Origin of the sequence: Cyclobacterium sp. SYSU L10401 (assembly GCF_010993705.1) — a bacterium.
GTDB lineage: Bacteria > Bacteroidota > Bacteroidia > Cytophagales > Cyclobacteriaceae > Cyclobacterium.
Genome location: NZ_WOFO01000003.1, coordinates 718,970 through 741,185, shown reverse-complemented (window position 1 = coordinate 741,185; position 22,216 = coordinate 718,970). Strand labels below are relative to the sequence as shown.

General features: G+C 44.0%; 13 protein-coding genes. 8 read left to right on the top strand and 5 right to left on the bottom strand.

Features of this window, described 5'->3' with window-relative positions:
• The 6 genes from GL182_RS10870 to GL182_RS10845 all read left to right on the top strand — a co-directional run.
• The coding region (locus GL182_RS10870) for a hypothetical protein (RefSeq protein ID WP_163379669.1) at window positions 1–3,128 on the top strand (3,128 nt) is incomplete at its 5' end.
• A 3-nt stretch (window positions 3,129–3,131) separates the two neighbouring features.
• A complete protein-coding gene (locus GL182_RS10865) occupies window positions 3,132–6,173 on the top strand; it encodes a LamG-like jellyroll fold domain-containing protein (RefSeq protein ID WP_163379668.1) in 3,042 nt (1,013 codons plus the stop codon).
• 128 nt (window positions 6,174–6,301) lie between these two features.
• Window positions 6,302–7,942, top strand: coding sequence for a gliding motility-associated C-terminal domain-containing protein (locus GL182_RS10860; protein ID WP_163379667.1), 1,641 nt, complete (start codon window positions 6,302–6,304; stop codon window positions 7,940–7,942).
• A 37-nt stretch (window positions 7,943–7,979) separates the two neighbouring features.
• The gene (locus GL182_RS10855) at window positions 7,980–8,915 is read left to right on the top strand and encodes a PorP/SprF family type IX secretion system membrane protein (RefSeq protein ID WP_163379666.1); all 936 of its coding nucleotides are present in this window, start codon (window positions 7,980–7,982) and stop codon (window positions 8,913–8,915) included.
• 68 nt (window positions 8,916–8,983) lie between these two features.
• Entirely contained in the window at window positions 8,984–10,054 is a 1,071-nt protein-coding gene (locus GL182_RS10850; protein ID WP_163379665.1) for a fibrinogen-like YCDxxxxGGGW domain-containing protein, read from the top strand.
• A 375-nt stretch (window positions 10,055–10,429) separates the two neighbouring features.
• Window positions 10,430–11,623, top strand: a complete 1,194-nt coding sequence (locus tag GL182_RS10845) for a helix-turn-helix domain-containing protein (protein WP_163379664.1) — start codon at window positions 10,430–10,432, stop codon at window positions 11,621–11,623.
• 83 nt (window positions 11,624–11,706) lie between these two features.
• Here the strand turns inward: GL182_RS10845 and GL182_RS10840 are convergent, their stop codons facing one another.
• From GL182_RS10840 to GL182_RS10830, 3 genes are read right to left on the bottom strand one after another with little or no spacing between them, the layout of a single operon-like run.
• Window positions 11,707–12,822 (bottom strand): Gfo/Idh/MocA family protein, encoded by a 1,116-nt coding sequence (locus GL182_RS10840; protein WP_163379663.1) that lies wholly within the window; start codon window positions 12,820–12,822, stop codon window positions 11,707–11,709.
• Between the two features lie 35 nt (window positions 12,823–12,857).
• Entirely contained in the window at window positions 12,858–13,718 is an 861-nt protein-coding gene (locus GL182_RS10835; RefSeq protein WP_163379662.1) for a sugar phosphate isomerase/epimerase family protein, read from the bottom strand.
• 23 nt (window positions 13,719–13,741) lie between these two features.
• Entirely contained in the window at window positions 13,742–17,239 is a 3,498-nt protein-coding gene (locus GL182_RS10830; protein ID WP_163379661.1) for a PVC-type heme-binding CxxCH protein, read from the bottom strand.
• Between the two features lie 156 nt (window positions 17,240–17,395).
• Between GL182_RS10830 and GL182_RS10825 the strand changes: the two genes are divergently transcribed.
• Together GL182_RS10825 and GL182_RS10820 are read left to right on the top strand one after the other, a co-directional pair.
• Entirely contained in the window at window positions 17,396–18,271 is an 876-nt protein-coding gene (locus GL182_RS10825) for an AraC family transcriptional regulator (RefSeq protein WP_163379660.1), read from the top strand.
• A gap of 112 nt (window positions 18,272–18,383) precedes the next feature.
• Window positions 18,384–19,427, top strand: a complete 1,044-nt coding sequence (locus GL182_RS10820) for an alginate lyase family protein (RefSeq protein ID WP_163379659.1) — start codon at window positions 18,384–18,386, stop codon at window positions 19,425–19,427.
• A gap of 340 nt (window positions 19,428–19,767) precedes the next feature.
• Here GL182_RS10820 and GL182_RS10815 read toward each other — a convergent pair whose 3' ends face one another.
• Together GL182_RS10815 and GL182_RS10810 are read right to left on the bottom strand one after the other, a co-directional pair.
• On the bottom strand, window positions 19,768–20,814 hold the full coding sequence (locus GL182_RS10815; RefSeq protein WP_163379658.1) for a DUF3667 domain-containing protein: 1,047 nt from the start codon (window positions 20,812–20,814) through the stop codon (window positions 19,768–19,770).
• A 114-nt stretch (window positions 20,815–20,928) separates the two neighbouring features.
• Window positions 20,929–22,032 carry an acyltransferase family protein gene (locus GL182_RS10810; RefSeq protein WP_163379657.1) on the bottom strand — a complete coding sequence of 368 codons (1,104 nt, stop codon included), beginning with the start codon at window positions 22,030–22,032 and terminating at the stop codon, window positions 20,929–20,931.
• Between the last annotated feature and the right edge of the window lie 184 nt (window positions 22,033–22,216).

Below are 22,216 nucleotides of genomic sequence, written 5' to 3'. Positions count from 1 at the left end.
TATTGTCGGATGAGACGAACACAAAATTCCCGACCGAGCTGGCCGTCAAAACCTTTGTGAATGCTTCCGCTGCTGCCGGCAGTGAGGCCCTTTCGGAAGAGATAGACCGTGCCACTGCTGCCGAAATGCAACTGGCCGAGGACCTGGAAGCGGAAACGATCCGGGCCAATGCTGCTGAATTGGAAAATACCCTGGCAATAGCGACCATCAACACCCTTGAAACAGGAAAAGTTTACCTTGGAAATGCAGGCAACGAAGCCACAGAAGTAGCCATCACCGGAGATGTAACCCTTGACAATTCCGGAGTAAGTACCATTGGAGAGGATAAGGTAGTAACAAACATGATTGCCGATGCGAATGTAACTGATGCCAAACTCGACAAGGAAAATATTCCTTTGAGCGGATTTGGTGCGGCAGGAGCAGATGTTGCTCTTGGCGAAAATAAACTGACAGGGGTGGCCGATCCTACCCTGGCCCAGGATGCAGCTACTAAAAATTATGTGGACACGGGATTATTGGAAATCAATTCTCTTCAAACGGATAGAGTTTATGTCGGTAATTCAGAAAATATAGCAGCCGAGATTCCTACTACAGGCACAGGTGATGTAGTGAGGGCAAATTCAGCAACGCTGAACGGTACTGTGACTGCCAATACCCTGAATGCTAATAATGTATCTGCTACTGCTTTAAGCGGAAATACAGTCAGTGGAACTTCCGTTTCTGCATTAAATTTAACCAGTTCAAACAATACATTTGGTCAGGTAACAGTAAGTGGCGCTTTAGGAGTGACCGGTCCTACGACACTTGGCAGTTTAGAAATAACTGGTGCGGCTACGCTGATTAGTGTAACAGTTACGAATAATGCGACTATTGGAGGTACGCTTGGGGTAGATGGCGTAATCGTTCAATCATTGACACCTTCCCTCCCTGTATTTACGGATGGTTCAAACGGTTTGGTTTCCAATCCTATAACAGGAACCGGAAGTGTTGTCTTATCAGATTCACCCACGTTGACAGGTATACCCATAGCACCAACAGCAGCAATAGGAACCAATTCTTCACAGATAGCGACCACAGCTTATGTGGATGCAGGACTTTCAACGATCAACTCCCTTGAATCCGGAAGTGTGTACCTTGGAAATATAGAAAATCAGGCTGCTGAAGTTACCCTAAGTGGTGACATCACCCTCAGCAACACAGGCGTAAGTACTATCGGCGAAAGCAGGGTGGTAAGCACCATGATTGCCGACGAAACGATCATGACGGCAGATATTCATAACGATGCGGTAACAACGGCTAAGATTGCGGATGACAATGTAACCACCGTCAAAATCCTTGACGCCAATGTGACAACGGAAAAAATTGCCGATGCGAACGTGACCGATGCCAAACTGGACAAGGCAAATATTCCATTGAGCGGATTCGGTTCAGCAGTAGCTGACGTTTCGCTGGGTGAATATAAACTGACAGCGGTGGCTGACCCAACCCAGGGACAGGATGCAGCTACCAAAAATTATGTTGACGGGAAGGTTTCGGATCTAACTACCGGTTCAGAAAGTATTCAGACCGAACTGGATGCCACCCAGACCGGTGCCGGACTGGGAACAGATGGAAGCTATACTGCAAATACAGAATCAAATTTCCTTAAAACTGCAAATTCTCTTCAGGATGCAGACGAGAAACTGGATGCCCAGGTCAATACCAATGCTACTGATATTTCTACAAAGGCTCCATTGGCTTCACCAACTTTTACAGGAACACCAACTGCTCCCACTGCGCTTGAAGGCAGCAGTTCAACACAGATAGCGACGACGGCCTTTGTGCATGCAGGACTTTTGGCGATCAATACCCTTGATGAAGGAAAAGTATACCTTGGAAACTCGGAAGGCGAAGCAGCTGAAGTAAGCATCACTGGTGATGTTACCCTGAATAGTACAGGCCTAAGTAGCATAGGGGAAAGCAAGGTAACAAGCAATATGATAGCAGACGAAACGATCATGACGGCAGATCTTCATGACGATGTAGTAACCACTGCCAAAATTGCGGATGCCAATGTAACCACTGAAAAGATATTAGATGGAACAATAATAAATGCAGATGTAAGCACTACTGCCGCAATTGAAGGAACTAAAATAACCCCGGATTTTGGCGATCAAAATTTGAGTACAACTGGCACAATAAAAACTGGTGCAATAACGCTTCCCAATACCGATGGAACCACTGGTCAGGTGCTGACCACAGACGGTGCAGGCCTTGCCACCTGGCTTACTCCTTCGATAGCATCAAGTGATAATTTTGTGGATTTAACATCAAATCAATTTATAACTGGAAACAAAACCTTTAGGCGAAGAATTTTATTTGAAAATGAAAGTTGGGGTAACAAAGCAACAATGACAATTGGATTTCCGAGAAGCGGATACAATTTATCAGGTTTAGCCATAGGCATCAATGCCTTAGATAAACACCAATATGGTGTAAATGCAATTGCCATTGGAAATGAAGCTCTTTTCAATGATTTAAGAGGCTCTGATAATATAGGTATTGGTTTTAGGGCTTTGTACAATTTAAAAGATGTAAATAATGAATGGGGAAATAGTAATGTTGCAATTGGGAAAAATGCTGGAAACAATTTAGTAGAAGGAGATAACAATACATTATTAGGCTCAGAATCAAATACATCAACGAGTACAATAAGTAATGCATCAGCAATAGGATACCAAGCAGTGGTATCTTCTAGCAATAGCATCCAACTAGGAAATGCGGCTATAACCGACGTAAAAACAAGCGGAACCCTTACTGCGGGTGAAGTTACCTATCCCAAAACACATGGAACAACTGGTCAAGTATTATCTACTACAGGAACAGGATCTTTGACCTGGGTTACCACATCTTCAGCCCCTAGCGTTATGGAAGTTGCCGATGAATTTACGGCTACGGCCTCTCAGACAAGTTTTACCTTAGCGCAGACACCATCTGTCAACAGTAAAGTAAAAATGTACGTCAATGGTATTCGGATCAGCAATACGGCTTATTCGGTAGTCGGAACTGCACTGACTTATAATCCAGCCAATAATGGTTCTTACACACTTGCCGCAGGTGATAGAATCCAAATGGACTTTTACTACTAAGCAATGAAACAAAATTTACTATGTCTTCTCTTATCCATTTTTGCTTTTACCTCCTTGCAGGTTCAGGCGCAGTTGAGTGATTTGCATTACCTGCCACCTTTGAAGCAGGCTACCAATCAAGTGGCGATCATCAATCAGGCTTTATATCTTTCCACAGCGGAAACCACACCTTTTGATATACAGATTTTCAGAGGTACCAGTAGTACACCTTATGCCACTGTGACAATATCCAATACAAATCCAGGTCTATATACCTTGCCCAATGGAGATAATGATATCACATTAGTAGCTGATGCCAATACAGGGATAGTGCTTAGCAATTCCGGTTTGCGTTTGCAGTCGGTGGCCGGGCAAAAGTTTTATGCCAATTACAGAGGTAAAAATAATGCCCAGGGAACCTCCCTAACCTCAAAGGGCAGGCAAGCTTTAGGTACTTCTTTCAAGTGGGGCGGTTTGCCATTGGGATATTCCACCAATGATGCCGGTGTAAATGCAACACTTGGAATTATGGCGACAGAGGATGGAACAGTGGTAAATGTCTTTGGCTATGATCCAGGGGTAGCTTTTCGGGTGCAAGGTAGTGGGTTTGGCATGACAGATGACACCAAACAAATCACCCTTGATGCCGGTCAGTCCTTTGTTTTTGAAGCCAAGGCGAATGGAACGGCTGTTCATAGAGACGGATGGCTTGGGGCAAGTATTACTTCCAATAAAAAAATTGCCATCAGTAATGGTTCCTTATTATTAAGGGGTATAGACGATGTATCTGTTGGCGGTTGGGATGCAGGAATCGACCAACCTTCACCTGAAAATATCATCGGCAAAGAATATGTATTTGTCAGGGGAAGAGGGCTGGATATCCAGGAGTTTCCTTTAATTATTGCTACTCAAAATGGAACTGACATTTATGTAAATGGAGCGTCCACACCTTTCACTACTTTAAATGCCGGCGATTATACTAAAATCCCAGCAGCTTACTATTCTGTAGGATCAGCCGGAGGTAACATGTTCGTGACCTCTAATAAGGACATTTACGCCTACCAGGTCATGTCAGGGGATACGCAAATCGCTACCGGAGGTCTTAATTTTATTTCTCCTGTCAATTGTTTGATGTTTACCACTATTGACAATGTTCCATTAATCAATAATTTGGCGGGAACACTAATTTCCGGTGGGGTAACGATAACCGCTTCCACGGCGATTCCGGATGATGAAATTATCATTTCTTATGAATCTACTGTCAAAACTGCTGCTGACTACACTGTAAGGAATGTGATTGGAACCGACCAATGGAAAACCATTTATGCAGAAGGACTTACAGGAAATGTAAAGGTACAAGCATCCGGACCGATCGCTGTTGGTTATGTAGGGGTTTCCGGTCTGATTGGCGTTGCGGGATACTATTCCGGATTGGACAATGTGCCCAACCTGGTCGTTCAGTTAGTTGGAGACGGATGTTTACCGGGTACTATTTTACAGGCCACTGAAGGTTTTTCCAGTTATGCATGGTTCAGTGAAGGGGTCTTAATTCCCGGAGAAACGGCCAATACATTTACCCCTGCATTACCTGGTAGCTATAGTGTAGAAGTCAGCATGGGACCTTGTATTTATGAATCAGCTCCACAAATTGTGGTAAACTGTAATCCGGAGATCGTATTGAGTAATGTGGCTGATGCCGTTTCGGGGAAACCGGGTGATAGTATCACCTTTACCATCAAGGCCAAATATATTGGGGAAGGAACTTTAACTGATCTGGTCGTCAATAACCTTATACCCGATGGTTTGACCATCAGCAGTGCAACTCCGTCCTTTGGTACCTGGTCGGGTTCTGGTCAGAATTTTAACTGGAATATTGGGACCATGTATAATGGGGAAGAACACATTCTAACGGTAGTGACTGAGGTAGATCCGATCAGTTCCAGTTCTCAGGCAACTTATACCACAAGTAATACCCAAACCCAAATTGATGGCAATACCTTGAGTGATGATCCTTCAGAGACAGTTTTATTGTACCTGGACCCTTTGCCTGAGATCAGTAGTTTTGGCGATATCAACAGGTTGTTTTTTGATGGGACTTTTGAATTAAAAATGCCAAAATCCAACAGTACCGGTAGTTTTTCATACAGCAGTAATAACCCGGGTGTTGCTACGATTAGCGGGAATTTGGTCACCATAGTAGGGATTGGTACAGCGACAATCACGGCAACACAAATGGCTGCAGATGGATTTGATCAGGGCTTTATTTCTGCAGCATTAAGAGTAAATGCGACTGAAGCCATCCTTACCAATTTTGGTGAAAGGACATCTTCTAAAATAAACTTTGTGAATGCAAACGGGAAACTAAGTGAGCAGACAGGGATGAGCTCCAGTGGAAAATCAATAGCCGTCAAATCCCCCTTTTCAAATGATCCCGACTTGGTGCTTTGGTTAGATGCTGAAGCCAAAAGCAGCTACAACAGGCTGGATAATACCTGGTATGACTTAAGTGCTAATTTTATTAACGGACAGCTTAAGAACAATTTTAACTATGCATCAAATAATGCCAGCAGTTTCGTTTTCAATGGTAATAATAACTTTGTAGCATTAGAGGAGGGTTTTCCTCAAACAGATTTTTTGAGTATTGAAACCTGGATTTATCCAACCTCCTTTACGGCCGATTTTTCGGGAATTATGAATCATAACGACTGGTCAGTAGGTATGGTCCACATGCAATTTGAAGGAAATATGCTGAACATGGACATAAATGGGGCTGCAAATGTATTTTCTACTTATACTTTTACGCCTAATCAGTGGTATCATTTGGTAGTGGTTTATTCCAAAGCAAATCAATCAGTAAAATTTTATGTCAATGGGGTGATGACAAACGAGGCATCAACTGGTTTGGCTTCCCCCAGTATTCTTCATCAGGATTTTACGATTGGTTCCTGGAATGGTACAAGCAGATTTTTCAAAGGTAACATGTCACTATTCAAAATTTATACCAGAACGCTTGGATTGGAAGAAGTCCAGGCCAATTTCAATCAGGATAAAAACCGGTTTGAATAATTGAGGATGATGTAATACTACCATAGATCTAAACACTGGCAAGTTTAGTTCATGGTTCGATTAAACCGTATCAACAGAACGAAAACAGATTGCGTTTCATTTGGCAAAACAGTATTGAATTATAAAATATGAAAAATTACTTCAAACATATTCTGGGTATTTTTATTTTTTTCTCCATTTCAGCGGCTCTCTTTTCTCAAAGCCTGACGTTGGTGGGAGAGGCACAACTTAGTTTAAGAGGCGAGGGAGTGATTTTTTCTACCCCTTCTATACACCTTAAGGATAACAGCCGCCTGATCAATCCTGAAAATATCACTTTGACAAAGTCTGATTATATCAACATTACCAGTAAAGATGCCAAAATAATCACCAGGCTTTTGTCCAAAGGTGAAATAGCAAAAATAGCGGTTGGCATTGACGGCAAGACCAATTTAACCATCAGGAACACCGGCGCAAACACAACTTTTATTGTCGGAATGGAAGCCCATTCCGAAGCCGATGCTTTACCCTATATCTGGAAGATTCAAGCCACTGAAAAATCCGGGGCTGAAAGCGCCAGCCTTGCCTTTGCCTGGGAAAAAGAGGCTGAACCGGCCGCTTTTTATCCAAAAGCACTGGCCAACAAAATGGACTCCCAATGGCTTTTTTTGAAAGATCAAACCCTTTCCGGAGAAATGGCCAGCCTGGAGGATTTTACTGAATTCGGGCCGTCCGCCTCGTCTTTTACCGTAAAGTCAAGCTTGTCTGATGCTGACGAAGATGGGGTACCTGATATCCTGGAAATACAGCAGGGTTCTGATTATGATGATCCCCTGGCTTATTTGGACACAGATGGCGATGGGGTACCTGATTATATTGAATTGATCCAAAATTCAGCCCCATTGAACCCACTGAGTTTCCTTGATTCAAACGGAGATGGTGTAGCAGATTACATCCGGGACAGGTCCTTGGTTGTCCTTTTATATGCATCAACAATGCAGGTCCCCTGGGGTTATACCGAAATGGATCAATTCCTGACAAATTCTATTAGTGCGATACTAGGATCAGGCCTTATCGTGGATGCAGCTGTAAGTTGGGATAAAGCTGATCTTAATATTTACAAAAAGGGGATTTATCAAATAGCAGGTGAAATCAATTATCCCAGGGGCGTATTGAATGTGTACAATTTGTCAGCAAACATTGCGGTTGAAATACTACCTAAGCCTGCCCCGCTTGATATTTTGCTGGATAGCGACAGTTTTAACGGTAGTTCAAATGAGTCTATCCTGCCTGTAGGGAGATTTGAAATCCTGGACCCGATAGATGACATCCATGAAATCATGCTCTATAATGAAGGGTATGACAACGGGTTATTTGAGATCAGGGATAATATGCTGTATTGGAATAGTGAGGAAAGGGCCGAAGGAAGGACCAGCTTTAACATTATCGTGAGAGTGACGGACAGGGATGGCAATACCCTGGATAAATTCTTTGAAATCAACAGAACAAGGATGCCTTTTGAAGACATTAGGGTCCCCAATACTTTCACACCAAACGGTGATGGAATCAACGATTTTTGGGATGTCAGGGATTTAAGATTGTATCAGGGAGCCAGGATTCAGGTCTTTGATGGGGGCGGGGTAAGGGTCTTTTATACAGAAAACCCTGATATAGGTTGGGATGGAAAAAGGAATGGAAGGGATTTGCCAATAGGAGCTTATTACTGGGTAATAGAAATAAGAGAGTCAGGCGAATCCAGAAAAGGGATCTTGAACCTGCTTAGAAAATAAATATCAATATAAATAAAACACCTTTTATTTTTAATAAATGAAAAAGCAACTGTTACTCCTTTCCGTTTTGCTGTTGATGGTTTCCAGTGTATTCCCCCAATCGAGAAAATACGTCAGCCAGTTCAGTCATTTGCAGCAGTATTACAATCCCGGTTTGGCAGCCTATGAGGGCTCCATGATCCGGGGATTTGTAAGGAATCAATGGATGGGCTGGGAGGGAGCACCCAAGACCTATTTTATATCTGCAGAACTTGATTTTGGTCAGCTAGCCGGGGAAACAGATCCGGGTTTATTGGGTAAGAACGCCACGAGCCTGAGTTTACATCACGATACCTTTGGTGCTTTCATGGAATCAGAGCTTATTTTGGGTTATGCTTCCCGGATCAGGCTTACCAAGACAGCCAATCTTCGGCTGGGAGCAGGCATCAATTACAATACTGTAAGGCTGGATGGCAATAACCTGAACACAGAGCAGGCTTCAGACCCCACTGTCGGCCGCTATCTGGGTAGCTTTGCCCATATGGAGATATTGGACTTCAATTTGGGCATGGCACTGACCCATAAAAATTATTATCTGAGTTATGCTGTGCACCATGTCAATGGAGGAAAACTGAACAGAGGCGATGTATTTATGGACGGAAAAGTACCATCGGGAATATTCCAGGGAGGATACCGCAACAAAGTAAAAGACAACCTGGCCCTGGCGGCAAATCTGATGTGGAGAACGCAGGCAGATCTTCCGGAAAATGTGGAGTTTAACTTTAAGGTTTTGCTGATGGACCGCATGTGGGTAGGAGCGGGCCATCGGGTATCCTATGCCAACAGTTTTCAACTGGGTTTTGTATTTGGAGAAATGCGGATGGGCTATATCTACGAGATTCCCATGACGGATTCTTACTTATTACCAAATACCACCCATGAATTTATGCTGACCTACAGCCTTTTCAAGGGTGGAACGCAGATGATTTGGTGAGTTTTATCCCATCCAAACCTATTTATTTGTTACTATGCATGAACAAAAACGGATCTTTTTCATTGATTATGAGGAATATATTAATGCTGTTAGGGATGATTATCTGCCTGTGTTTAGAGGCAAAGACCCAGACTACAAGCCCATCATTTGGGGAATTTAAACCTATTGTAAAGAATTTTTTTATTGATAATTTTGAGATCTTTCCACCATCCAGCGATAGTGAAGGTGGATTTTCCTTTTCCAGCAGCACTCCTTCAGTAGCCACCATTGAAGGATCCACCGTTCAAATTATCGGCCCTGGAGAAACCACCATCACGGCCACCCAGGCAGCAGCCGGAGATTTTTATAGCAAAGCCGTCAGTACCACATTGACGGTAGAGAATATTTGGATCATCAGTTATTACGGGGGGGTGACCAATACAGGTAATCAATTTATCGATGCTCATGGCAGGTCAGGAAGTTCGAGGGGATTGACTGCCTATGGAGAGAAAAAGCAAGTTCGCTATAATGACGGGTTAAGCAAGGAATCCCCCTCCACGAGTGCTTATCAGATCAAACTGGATTATCCGGAATCAGAAGACGGCCTATATTGGATCATTCAACCTTCCATCAATGCGGGTGCTCCTTTCCAAATCTATGCGGATATGACCACGGATGGTGGGGGCTGGACCCTTATCATGTGTAATGTAAGTTATACGGGCTGGACCTTCAGTAATGCCATTTTGCGCAATCCAAATTCTCCCTCCATTTCCAACAACTATTCCATCATCTCCTGGGCAGATGCCATAAAAAAGAGTGCCAGTGGATTTCAATACATGATGGAAGCAACCTCAAGAAACAGATGGGGCGGTATTTTTACAGCCAATCAGCCCTATACCTTTGTGAAAACGGATAATTCTCAAACCGATATTACCCGGGATATCCCTTTTGATACCTATTCCTATTCTTTAGATAATTCAAATTCTGTGCAACCCAGAATGCCCTGGCGTTCTATCTACAATAATGCATTTATGACAACAGATAACGGATCTGGAAATTGGTGGGGAACATTGATTACAAGCCATTCAGGGTGGGGGCCTTCTCCCTGGATCAGTTCATTAAACCCCTACCCAGGAAAAATTTGGTATTGGGTGAGATGAGGGTTTAAAGTATGGTTTTGGCAGATTAAATACCAGTTCCTTGCAGCATCAAGATCCGAATAAGTATAAAACAGGTAGTTAATCGGTTAATGTCACTATTGATTTTATTAATCCCTGTTATGGCCGAGCTTTAGGCGGTCCGCATCGATATACATAACTTAAAGGGATGCCTATTCCCTTATGTAGTGATCATCCCGACCAAGTAAATATTTTGATTCTGGGTAGCGTAATTTTCCCGATTGAACCATTTTCCGTATCGATTTGAAAATTCTGAAGTAAAACCTTCTGTATACCGATTTTTTTATGGTATTTGGCAGAGGTCTTCATCAATTTTATGCAAAATTGATAACAAGACTTGATTTTTGTCCCATTTAGATGGAATTACAGCTTCTTTTTATCATTATTTTACTTTCACTAGGAGTATTCAATAGCCTGATATTGATGGGGAAGGATATTTCTGTCCTTTCCAATGATACCTTTCTGGATGCTTCTGTTTTCTTTTATAATACTTTTCTTTTGCTCTATTTTCTGTGGATAGAAGCCGGATACCTTTTAGACATGCCCAACATGCTTCGGGTATTCAATCCTTTGATGTATTTGTGTGCTCCTTTTTTTTATTTTTATGTCAGGAATTCCCTGTTCAATACCCGGGGTTGGAAAAAAAGTGACTGGATCCACTTTCTTCCGGTACTGATCGGTTACTTTGATTTGACACCCTACTTTTTGGAGTCATCAGCTTTAAAGCTGAGCTATGCGGAATTGGTGGTGGCTGACCCCAATCAAATCAGTTATGTGGCCAGCGGTTGGATTCCCATACGCTGGCATTATGTTCTTCGGATCTTGCTTCAAACCGGGTACTTTATTTACCTGCTCTTTTGGATCATCAATATGAAACCCCGCATTTTTAAAGGTGCTTTTAGAAAAGCCTCCTTTAATTGGCTTCTGATGGTGATGGTATTCATGGGTTGGGTGGTCTTTTTTCAGTTTTCTTTTTTAATTACAGAATTTTTAAGCGTCTTTCAATTTACAACTTCCATAGGTTTTAATTCCTTAATCCGAAAGTTGTCGCTTGCAGGATTATTTTTGCTGAATTTGTATATCAACTTCAAACCCAAACAATTATTTAATCCCCTGCCAAAAAATCAACCAACCGAAAATGTTCCCCAGGTCACCCAAATACCAGCCATGAGCGATCAGGACATTTCTTTGGAGGCCTTGGAATCCCCCATCAAAAAGAATATCCTACATCTATTGGATGAGGATAAGGTGTATTTGGAAGTAGGGCTGGATTTGAGTGGTTTTTCCAAACGCCTGGGCATACCAAAAAATCAGGTTTCCCATGTTATAAATAATGAATTTGGGAAAAGGTTCAATGAATTCCTTAACCAATTCCGCATCCGGCATGCCATACAACTCATTGATCAGGGATATCTGGATAATTTCACCATGGAGGCATTGGCTGAACAATCCGGATTCAATTCAAGGATCACTTTTTTCAATGCCTTCAAAAAAGAAATGGGTACAAGCCCCAGTGAATACTGGAAAGGGTTTCAGAAAAACATTATCTGAAAAATATAAAACTGTCCATTTTCAATAAAAAAAAGACCTGCTTAATTATATGGGCAGGTCTTTTGGATAGGATGAATTAAACTTTAAGGGTTCAAAGTAAATTCCGGTAACTTCATGATTTCACCACCTTTCATGGCTGATTCATGGGCCAGTATGCCCACACAGGTGATATTGGCAGATTGGCGGGCATCCGGATAGGGAGCCCTGCCCTCGTTCAAAGCAGAGAGGAATTCATGTACCAGGTGAGGGTGTGATCCACCATGGCCTGCTCCCTGGATAAAAGAAAGGTGCTGGTTTTCATCAGAATCATAAACCCCTTGCTGGGTGAAACCTGCTATTTCATCGGGTAAAAGGTGTCCATAGTCTGGTATTTTTACCCGGGCAGGTTCTTCACCTGTATGCACCACACTGTCTTCATGTTCGATCAGGGTCCATTCAAAAGATTTTTCTGAACCATAGGCATCAAAACTTTCCCGGTATTGCCTGGCAGTGTTGAAAAGAGATCGGGTTACCTCTGCGGAGAGATCCGAGTCTTTCAATTTGATATGACAGGTTTCGATGGCAAAAGGAGACCCGTATTTTTCAATGAGGTTTTCATCAATCCTTCCGGAGCCAAAACAGGAAACATATTCTGCCTGACCTTTGGGCAATGCCAGTACCGGACCTACGCAATGCGTGGCGTAGTGCATGGGAGGCAAGCCTTCCCAATATCCCGGCCATCCGGCCATTTCCTGCTGATGGCTGGCCCGCAGAAATTGCAGTTTACCCATTTCACCCTTCTCATACATTTCCTTGACAAAAAGAAACTCCCTGCTGTAAATGACGGTTTCCATCATCATATAGGTCAATCCCGACCTTTCGGTTTCTTCCACGATCTGCCTGCATTCCTCTACCGTAGTGGCCATGGGTACGGTACAAGCCACGTGTTTTCCAGCTCTCAAGGCTTTCAGGGATTGCTCGGCATGGGCCTGTATGGGGGTATTGATATGTACGGCATCAATGTCCGGGTCCTTCAACAATTCATCGTAATCGGTATACCGCTTTTCTATGCCAAAGGCATCCCCGATTTCGTTCAGCTTTTCTTCATTTCTTTGGCAAATGGCATACATATTGGCCAAGGGATGTTTTTGGTAGATGGGTATAAATTCCGCACCAAAACCCAGTCCAATAATGGCCACGTTTAGTTTTTTATCACTCATGTCAAAAATAATTTATGTTTATGCAATTGGTTTTTTCAGGAGGCGGCCCAGGATTTAAGAAACTTGTAGCCATCGGCAGCAAAGGCATCCTGGCTTTCTGCCAGTGGCCGCCAGATACAGACGGCTCCGGCCAACTCTTTAATTTCAGGTGTGAAACTTTCTATGGTGACCGTCCCGGTATAATTTAGTTTTTCCAAGCCTCTTTTATAGGCATCCCATCTTGTTTGTCCGGTACCGGGGGTGCCACGATAGTTTTCAGATACCTGCACATGGATCAGTTTTTCCCCAGCCTGTGCGATGGCTTTTTCTATATCTGGTTCTTCAATGTTCATGTGAAAACCATCCAGCAATACTTTTGCAGCGGGATGATTGATGTCAGCGATTAACCGCATCAGGTCCTCTGTGGTATTGATGAGGTCGGTTTCAAAGCGGTTCAGGGCTTCCAGGGCAATTTCCTGCCCGGCTGCTTTGGCCATCTGACATACCGTGTAAAGGTTGCGGACCGCCCTGTCCCATTCTATTTTTTTTTGTTCCGGAGAAACCAGTCTTGCCTTTCCCACGGCAGAATACATGGGTCCGGCCACAAAGGATGCTCCCAGTTCTGCACTGATCTTGAAACATTGTTGGATGTAATCAAAACTGGTCTGGTGGAAAGATGGATCCTCATGGGTAAGGTCCCTTCCGGGGCCAAAAGCACCGCAAATAATCGGTTGGAGCCCATTGTCTTTCAGGGCCTGTTTAACTATACCGGTGTCTATAAGGGATGGATCCTCCACCGGTATTTCCACGGCATCGTAGCCCATTTTCCTGATTTTTGGAAAAAGCGCTACTGATTCCGAACTAAAGGGAGAAGTCCATAGCCAGGTAGTAACTCCTAATTTAATATCTAATGCCATAGTTTTGGGTTTGGTGAAAAAAATTATTCCACAATCATGATGCCGTTCATAATCCTCCAATGTCCGGGAACGGTGCATAGGTAAGGGTATTCTCCCGGTTCGGTGGGAGCGGTAAATACCAGACTCTCGCTGGTTTCCGGATTGACCAGCGGAGTTGCTGCCAGAATCTCTGGGATTTTAGGAACGAAATTCATTTCCATACCATTAGGATCCCTGGCCAGTTCATCAGCAGCCTTGCCTATGGTTTCCAGACTTCCTACTTGTCCTATCAACAAGTTGTGCTGCATGAAATCATCATTGACGAAATCGATGGTTACCTGCTGACCTGCTTTTACCGTAAAGGTAGGTTTATCGAATTTCATTTCATGTTGAATTACTCCCATTTTGATGGTCACTGCTCCAGCAGTATTGCTGGAAGCTTCCGCTGTCATTTCCGGGCTGCTTTGGGTATTGCCCTCTGCAGGTACCTTTAATTTCAGGTGGGAGGTACGACTGTTCATTCTGCCCCTGAAATAAAACCGGTCGGGGTAGGTTCCGACTTGCTCTGAACCCATATTGTCATGACCTATCCGGACCCTGTCCGGGCTAAGTGCGGTGGAAAACAAACCGGGGGCCATTCCTGAACCTACCTGCCTTTCGTCTATGCTAAGGACCATGTCTCCACTTTCCAGCAAGCTGGCTTTTAATTCAAACTGCTGCCCGGGAAGGGTGCCTCTGGAAGCTGCCTGATATGCCTTTCCATCTTGTTGGACCAGCCAGTAAATCCTGTTGTTTTGAATGTAAAGACTGTAACCATTCTCCTTATTACCCTGAGCCAGGATAACTCCTTCCAGTGGATCATCTGCCTTGCTGATGGTGGCTTGGATGTGGATTTCTTTACCGACCATTTCCGGAGGATAGGGTATTCCTGCCCGCCTGTCCAGACTGTATTGTTCTTCGACCAGGCTTTTGGTCACTTTTTCTCCAAGGGTCATCAGAGAATCGGGCTTGTTTACTTCAAGGATCTCTCCTGATAATTCATTGAACGATTGTGGATGGCTCAGGACAGCAGCAAATATGGCTTGCGGAAGATAACTGTCTGTAGCATTATCTGATTCGTCACTGGCTTCCAAGATCAATTTAGAGGCTGCATCGGAAGAGGGCATATCAGCAAGGGCCAGAAAGGCCGCTTTCCTGGTATTCAGGTCACTGTCATGCAGCAAATTGGCATCCAAGATGGCTTGAAGTACCTGTTCATTTCTGGGCAAGACCATCAGGGCATTTTTCCGAACACCCGCAGCAGGGTGTTCCAAAGCTTTGGTGACTACCTGTATTGCAGCATCATTGCTGCCATCCAGTGCTCCGATTCCATGCAAGGCCCATAAGGCATGTACTGCAGGACTATTCAATCCGATTTCATCTACAGACTGGTTGTCCACCAATTTAAGTAATTCATTGCTAATGCTGGTGTTTTGGGCTTCCACGATCAGTTTTTGTGCCGTCATCCGCCAAAACATATTGTCGCTTTTTAATCCGCTGATCAGGTCACTGTTACTGGAGGGATCAATGTCCATGGTTTGGTAATCATCGGATCCCTTGTAAACCATTCTATAAATTCTGCCATGCTCCCTGTCCCGGAGTGGATTGATATAGGCATTTCCTTCTCCATTTTCAAATCCTTTTGGAGTAGGATTGTGCTGTATAATAAAATTGTACCAATCCGCAATCCATAAAGCCCCATCAGGTCCTACTTCTGCATGTACCGGGGAAAACCATTCATCGGAACTGGCCAGTATATTGAAACCATTTTTTTCTACGAAGCCTGAGCCATCTTTTTCAATGATGGCATTGTGCAGGACCCTACCCGTCGGTTCTGCCACAAAGGCTACCCTGTTCCAGTAAGATTTGGGAAAGTTTCTGGCTGTATAGAAGTGATGTCCTGCAGCTGCTGTATATCCCCCGTGCCAGTCTACCTGCCTCAAAAAAGGCGTGAGGTGAGGCATGTCATAATGGGAGTCTATACCATGAACGGCATTGACCGACCCGCCATGAACAGGCCGTCTGACATATTTGCCTGGCATGGCCAGGTAGGCACTGTGCTGTCCGTTGGCTGTGGAAATAAACACATTGTTTTCCTCAGAAAAACCCAGTCCCCAGGTATTGTTGCTGGTATTGCCAAGAAATTCAAAATCTGTCCCATCCGGATCAAAGCGGTAAACGCCCTGGCTGAAGGAAAAGGGTTTGTTGTCTATTTCACCCCTGAAACCGGAGTAACCCAATACCCCCCAGATTTTGTTATCAAATCCATAGCGCAAGTTGGAAGGACCTGCATGGGTGTCACTTTTACCCCAACCCGTAATGATGGTCTCCCGCTGGTCTGCCTTGTCATCCCCGTCCGTATCTTTCAAAAACACAAAATCAGGTGCCATTGAAATCAATATGCCGCCATTGACATAAACCATACTGGTGGGGATATTCAGGCCTTCGGCAAATACTGTGATTTTATCTGCTTTACCGTCTCCATCAGTATCCTCCAGAATTTTTATTTTGTCATTGCCACCTTCCTGTCTGACCTCATTGGGATAATCGGTGGTTTCTATCACATACAAACGCCCTTTATCATCCCAACACATGGCCATGGGATTAATGATATCAGGCTCAGCCGCAAATAACTGCAATTCAAACCCAACCGGTACCTGAACCAGTTTCATGGATTCTTCAGGGGATAGGGGAAGTTGGTACCTGGGCGCGGGGTCTCGTTTTTCGTAATTTGGAATTTCAGCGTCTTCAAACTTCGGTTGGGGAATGTCATAATCAGCCACTTGTTGGGCTACGTCTTCCCCAACGGCCCACAATACACCATTGGTAACCAACTTCAGAAATTCAGGCTGGTTCCAGGTTCGCTCGTCATGCCCGTAAGCGGTATAGAAAATCCTGCCCTTGCCCTGCTCCCTTACCCAGGTGTATGGCTCCCTGTGGTCTCCTTCTACTCGTTCCATCAGCACCGTCATGTCCTCATTGAGTTGGCTGTGAACATAAGTTTCATCCCAGGTCTCAAATTCGGAAATACCTGCCATAACCGGATGAGAGGAGTCGGTAATACTGGCTGTAAAATCTCCGGTACCATGAGAGGAAAATTGTCCTCCCACCGTCTCCACAAACCAATCAGAGTTGCGAAAACAAAAGGAGGCACTGTGGATGGGTATCAAGGCTTTGCCTCCTTCCACATATGCTTTTAAAGCTTTTTCCTGATCCGCCGTGATTTCATCGTGATTGGCATAAATCATCAGGCCATCATAAAGCCTGAGTTTTTCGGCATTCAGGTCGTCAGGGTCCGCTGTATAGGTAAGGTTGATGCCTTTCTGAAAAAGGTGTCTGGCCAGGCCAGGCATTAGTTTTTCGGAATTGTGGTGGGTACTCTCATGGCCGAGGAACAGGATTTCCGCCCTCCTGGGTCCATCGGAAAGTTCAATTTTAGAGGAGTTGCCGCCACATCCCATCATCAGGAGCATGGCTACAGTGATTAACCCGAAGTATTTCATTGTTATTATTGTTTGGGTACTTATTGCCTTATTGTTTCAATGTACTAATTTGAGTGATTTATAAGTGTATTTCTTACTGTTTTTTATCTAATTATGACTGTATTTTGTCATTTTTACGTATTTTTACCGTGATTTTTCGCATAAAGTAACTAGCTGATGAAAAAACCTTTCCAAAAATCCCGAATTCCTGAGCAAAATGCTTTTGTAATCAAGGAACTGAAAGCCCCCTTTTTTGATAAGAACTGGCACTTCCATCCGGAGTATCAATTGTTTCTGGTATTGAAAGGCAGGGGAACCCGATTTGTTGGGGATGACATGCGTACATTCAAGGCCCATGACCTGGTGTTTTCAGGGCCTAACCTGCCTCACTTATGGCGTAACGATCAGGAATATTTTGAAAAAGACAGTCAGCTGATGACCCATGGTATTGTAGTCTATTTTCCTGAAAATTTTATCGGCAGGGAGCTGCTGCAAAAAGAAGAATTTGAGGAATTGCAAGGCTTGTTGGGTAAAGCATCTCTTGGCCTGGAGATATTGGGGGAGACCAATGAAAAAATCAGGCCATTACTGATCAATCTTTTGGATCAGAAAGGTTTGGAAAAGATCATTGGCTTGCTAAGGATTTTATTGCTGATGGCCCGATCCACCGAGGTAAATCCCATCGTACAGGCTGGATACGTCAATGCCAACAAGGAATCTGAGAAAGACCGCATGAGTAGGGTGTATGCTTTTGTCATGGATCATTTTCAGCAAGCCATTAAACTGGAGGAAGTGGCCGGTCTGATCAATATGAGCAGCAGTTCGTTTTCCAGGTATTTCAAATCCAGAATGAACAAATCCTTTTCGGATTTTTTATCAGAGGTGAGAATCAGTCATGCCTGCAAACTGTTGCACAAGGAAAACCTGAACATCAGCGAGGTCAGCTATGAATGTGGTTTCAATACATTGTCGAACTTTAACAGGCAATTTAAGGAAAAGATGAACATGACGCCTCTGGCTTACAAAAAGGATTTTATGCAGCGGTTTGATTAATTCTTTGAGATCCACCATAACATTCCTTTTTACGGAATTAATTGATTTGAAATTTTAGAAAACCTATATTCATGATTGGTGAAATCCTTAGGTATACCTGTCCCAGAAAATCATGACACTTATTTCGACAGTATTGTTGTCTTTTACCTTGCTTCAGATAGGAGCTATCTATCCTGATTTTGGAACCCTGGTGCATCCTGCGGCACTAAAAGGTTTAACGATTAATGAAATTCCTGAAAACCTCAGGGGAGAATTGCAGGCGGCCGTTGCGGACATCAGGGATGACAAATCTGATCCGCTCGTTGAAATCCATTACGAAGGCTTACTGGACAATAACCCTTCCCGCATTGAAACCGTCCGCCATTTGGAAGACATGGATAAGGTAGCCCTTTTTTATTGGCACCATGCCTTTTTTGGAGATGCTCTTAGCCTGAAAAAGATGATGGATTTTAGCCTTGGCTGGGCAGAAACGTTCGAACCTACCGGCAACCCGATCAACGAGAATAAATTGCTTCCGGTAGTGTATGCCTATTCATTTTTGAAACCCCATTTGAATAGCCGGCAGCACAATATTTTGGAAGAATGGTTAAGGAAATTGGCAAAGGCTGAAATCGGGAATGACCGGGTTCCTTTAAACAATTGGGAAACCAAGCGCATCAACCTGGTGGGGACCATAGGTTTGTTGCTGGACGATAACAAGCTTGTTTCCTGGGCAGAGGAAAAAGCTGTTTACTATGTGGAAAATGCCCTTTTTTCTGACGGAAGTAGTGCAGACATCCGTCAGCGGGATGCGCTCAGTTACCATGTTAGCGGGTTAAAGCCACTGCTGCAATTTTTAATCACTTTAGAGCTGGAAAGGGGTCGTGGAAAGGACTTTTTCTACAAGGAAACAACTAAAGGTGCTTCTGTAGCCCGTTCATTGGATTTTGTACTGCCCTATGCCCGGGGGGAGAAAGTTTACCGGCAGTGGGAAAATTCAAAAGTAAAGCTGGATCAGGAAAGGGCTGCGGCAGGATTAAAAAAATACCAACCTGGTGTAGCCTATGATCCTGAAAAAGCCTACGAAACCATGGCACTGGCTGGTTTTTTTGATCCTAAATACCGAATAGATCGCTGTGACCTGCCCCTGTGTCAAATAGCTGCGTTATTGGATTAGACGATAATTGTTAAGGGTTAATCAATTGTACCTTCATCATACTCAAATATGCAAATCCAAGCCCTGAAGGGGCAAAATACCAAAACACAGGGTGAAGCCCTGTGTCATCAGCCATAATGTGAACCCCAGCCCTGACGGGGCGAGATAGGTTTGTCCTTCCCGGAAACATGAAAAATATTCCGCCCCTTCAGGGCTCAGAGTCACATCGACTTTTTTACGATGGGCTCCACCCATCGCTTGGCTATCGCGCCCCTTCAGGGCTCAAGTCAAATGGATTATTCATAATTCAGAAGGATTCATACCCTTAAATCATCTAATCAGGAAGGAGGTGTATTTCCTATCAAAGAAGCAGCAAGGAAAGGTACAATTCTGCTGCCATCCCGCTAAGCAACACCGTCAGGTAAAGGGCCCCGAGTATCCAGAATTTGATCAGGGTTTTGAACCAGTGCTGCCGGTATATTTTCAGAAGGGCGAGGTAGGCGTAAGTTGTTACCCATACAAAAGCCCCGACGATTAGCCAGCCGCTTTGTATTCCTCCAAGAAAAGTTAAAAGAATTACGATGCCATAAAGGGCATAGGCAAAGGCATGCAGGTGAAAGCCAAGAATCAGGTTTTCCATGTAAAAGACCAACCGATTGGCATATAAGAGATGGATAAAAAAGGCAAACACAGGCAGTAAAAGGAGCATCATCAGGGGCAGGTTTTTGGCCACCTGGATCAGGAACAAATTGGAATGGGCCACCAGGTCCCGCTTTTTTTGCAGGGAAAGTCCAACATCAAAGGCAAAGGCACTGCTGTCCAATGCCTGCCCAAATTTTTCCGTGCTCACTTCCGGGTCAATGGATAGAAAGCGGAGTGCTTTCCAGGAATAATTTTGCCTGTTGGTACTGCTGTCTGCCGGAGGTGCATTTAAAAAATATTCCGACTGGATTTCATCTGCTTTTCTCAAGGCTTCTTGGATACGGGCACTATCAGCAAGCCCTGGTTCTCCGCTCTCCTGATTGAAATTTTCCTGTAATGCGGCCATATTATCAGGTTGTACTGTATTCAGGACCCTGTCAAAAAAGTTTTTGGGGATCAGGAAGCCGATCATAAAGAAATAGAACAAAGAAAACACCAGATAAAGCCTGATGGGGTGGGTGAATCTTTTGCGCTGACCTTTATTAAAGGATTGTGTTAGCTTACCCGGTTGGAAAAAAAAGGCGGTCAGGGTCTGCAGGAACCTACTGTCAAAGCTAAAAAGGCTGGTGAGCAATTCCTCTATAAAAACGCCCACAGGAACTTTCTGATCCTTGTTTTCCTGTCCGCAATCAGGGCAATAGTTTTCCCTTTCCGGCAAAGGTATGCCACAATTCAGGCAATGATCGAGTTTCCGCTGTTTTTTCACTGGGTGTTGGATGTCATAATTGGAAACAGGAGTAAAAATACCTCAGATCAACTGAATTTTGCTATTGGTTTTGGTATTTATTTTTTGAATAGGCTAGTTTGTTAACGAATAAGGCTACACCTTAACGAAAGTATTCTTTTTATACATGTACCAGAGCAATGTATAAAGTAGGGCAAAGCCACCAATGCTGGTCCATACCGGATACCAGGCCTCGCCGTATTGTTCCAGGCCAAAAAGCAAATCCTCAGCTATACCAGGAAAATCAATCACATGGGAAAGTACATAGGCCGTGATGGCATTCATACCGATTACTTTCAGCGGAAAGATCCAACCTGTCTTTCCCTTGATATCAATGATCCAGTAGAAAGCGGCGAGCAACAGGTAGCAAACACCAGAGGAGGCTAATACAAAGGAGCTGGTCCATATTTTTTTCACGATGGGGTGCCAAATGCCCCAGATCAATCCTATACTCAGAGCTATCAAACCTGCTATTACCAGGTATCCTGCCACTTTTTTGCGGGGCATGTCTGACTTGATCCATTCTCCGGCAAACAATCCGGATAGGGTAGTAGCCGTAAATCCCAGGCCGGAAAGCAACCAGGTGTATTGCAAGCCATCGTCAAAGGGCCCAAATACCAGCCGGTCCACATACAAGGCAAAATTCTGGTCAGGCAAAAGCGTGCTTCTTCCTACCCCGGGTACCTGAGGTACAGTGAGCAGCAAGGCATAGGCAATCAGGCAAAAAGCAAACAGCAGGTACCTGCCGTTTTTACTCAGGTGGATAAAGGCCAGGCAGGAAAACACATATCCTACGGCAATGGCCTGCAGGGTATTGCTGAAAACCTTAAACTGGCTTGCATCCAGCGCCAACAGGTTGCCCTGTACGATCCAGCCTAAGATAAACAGGATTACGAATCTCCTGAGCAATTTACGGTAAAGCTGCCCTTTGGTATGTTGGTCTTGCATGCGCTGCGACAGGGAAAAGGGGATCACTGCCCCCACCACAAACAGGAAAAGTGGCATGATGATGTCATAAAAAGTAGACCCAAACCATTCCGGATGATCGAACTGGTTGGCCAGAAATTGGGTTAGCGGCGTATCGGCGCCGCGGTGTAGGGACATGAAAAAACGATCTGCAAAAATGATCATTAACATGTCAAATCCCCGCAAAACATCTATGGAAAGGATTCGGTTGGATGAAGGTGAAGCTGCGATCATAGGTTATAATCAGTAATTGCCTGCTTTTGCGAAAATAATTATTGTGATGGATTCATGCTATTGAATGAGCCGGTCAAAACTGCATGCTTTCCAATATTTTATTCGGGTAAAAATAGGAGAAATTGTTTACATACACCTTTCCTTCTATTTATTTTTTAGAAAAGCATTTGAATGGCAGTCTGAG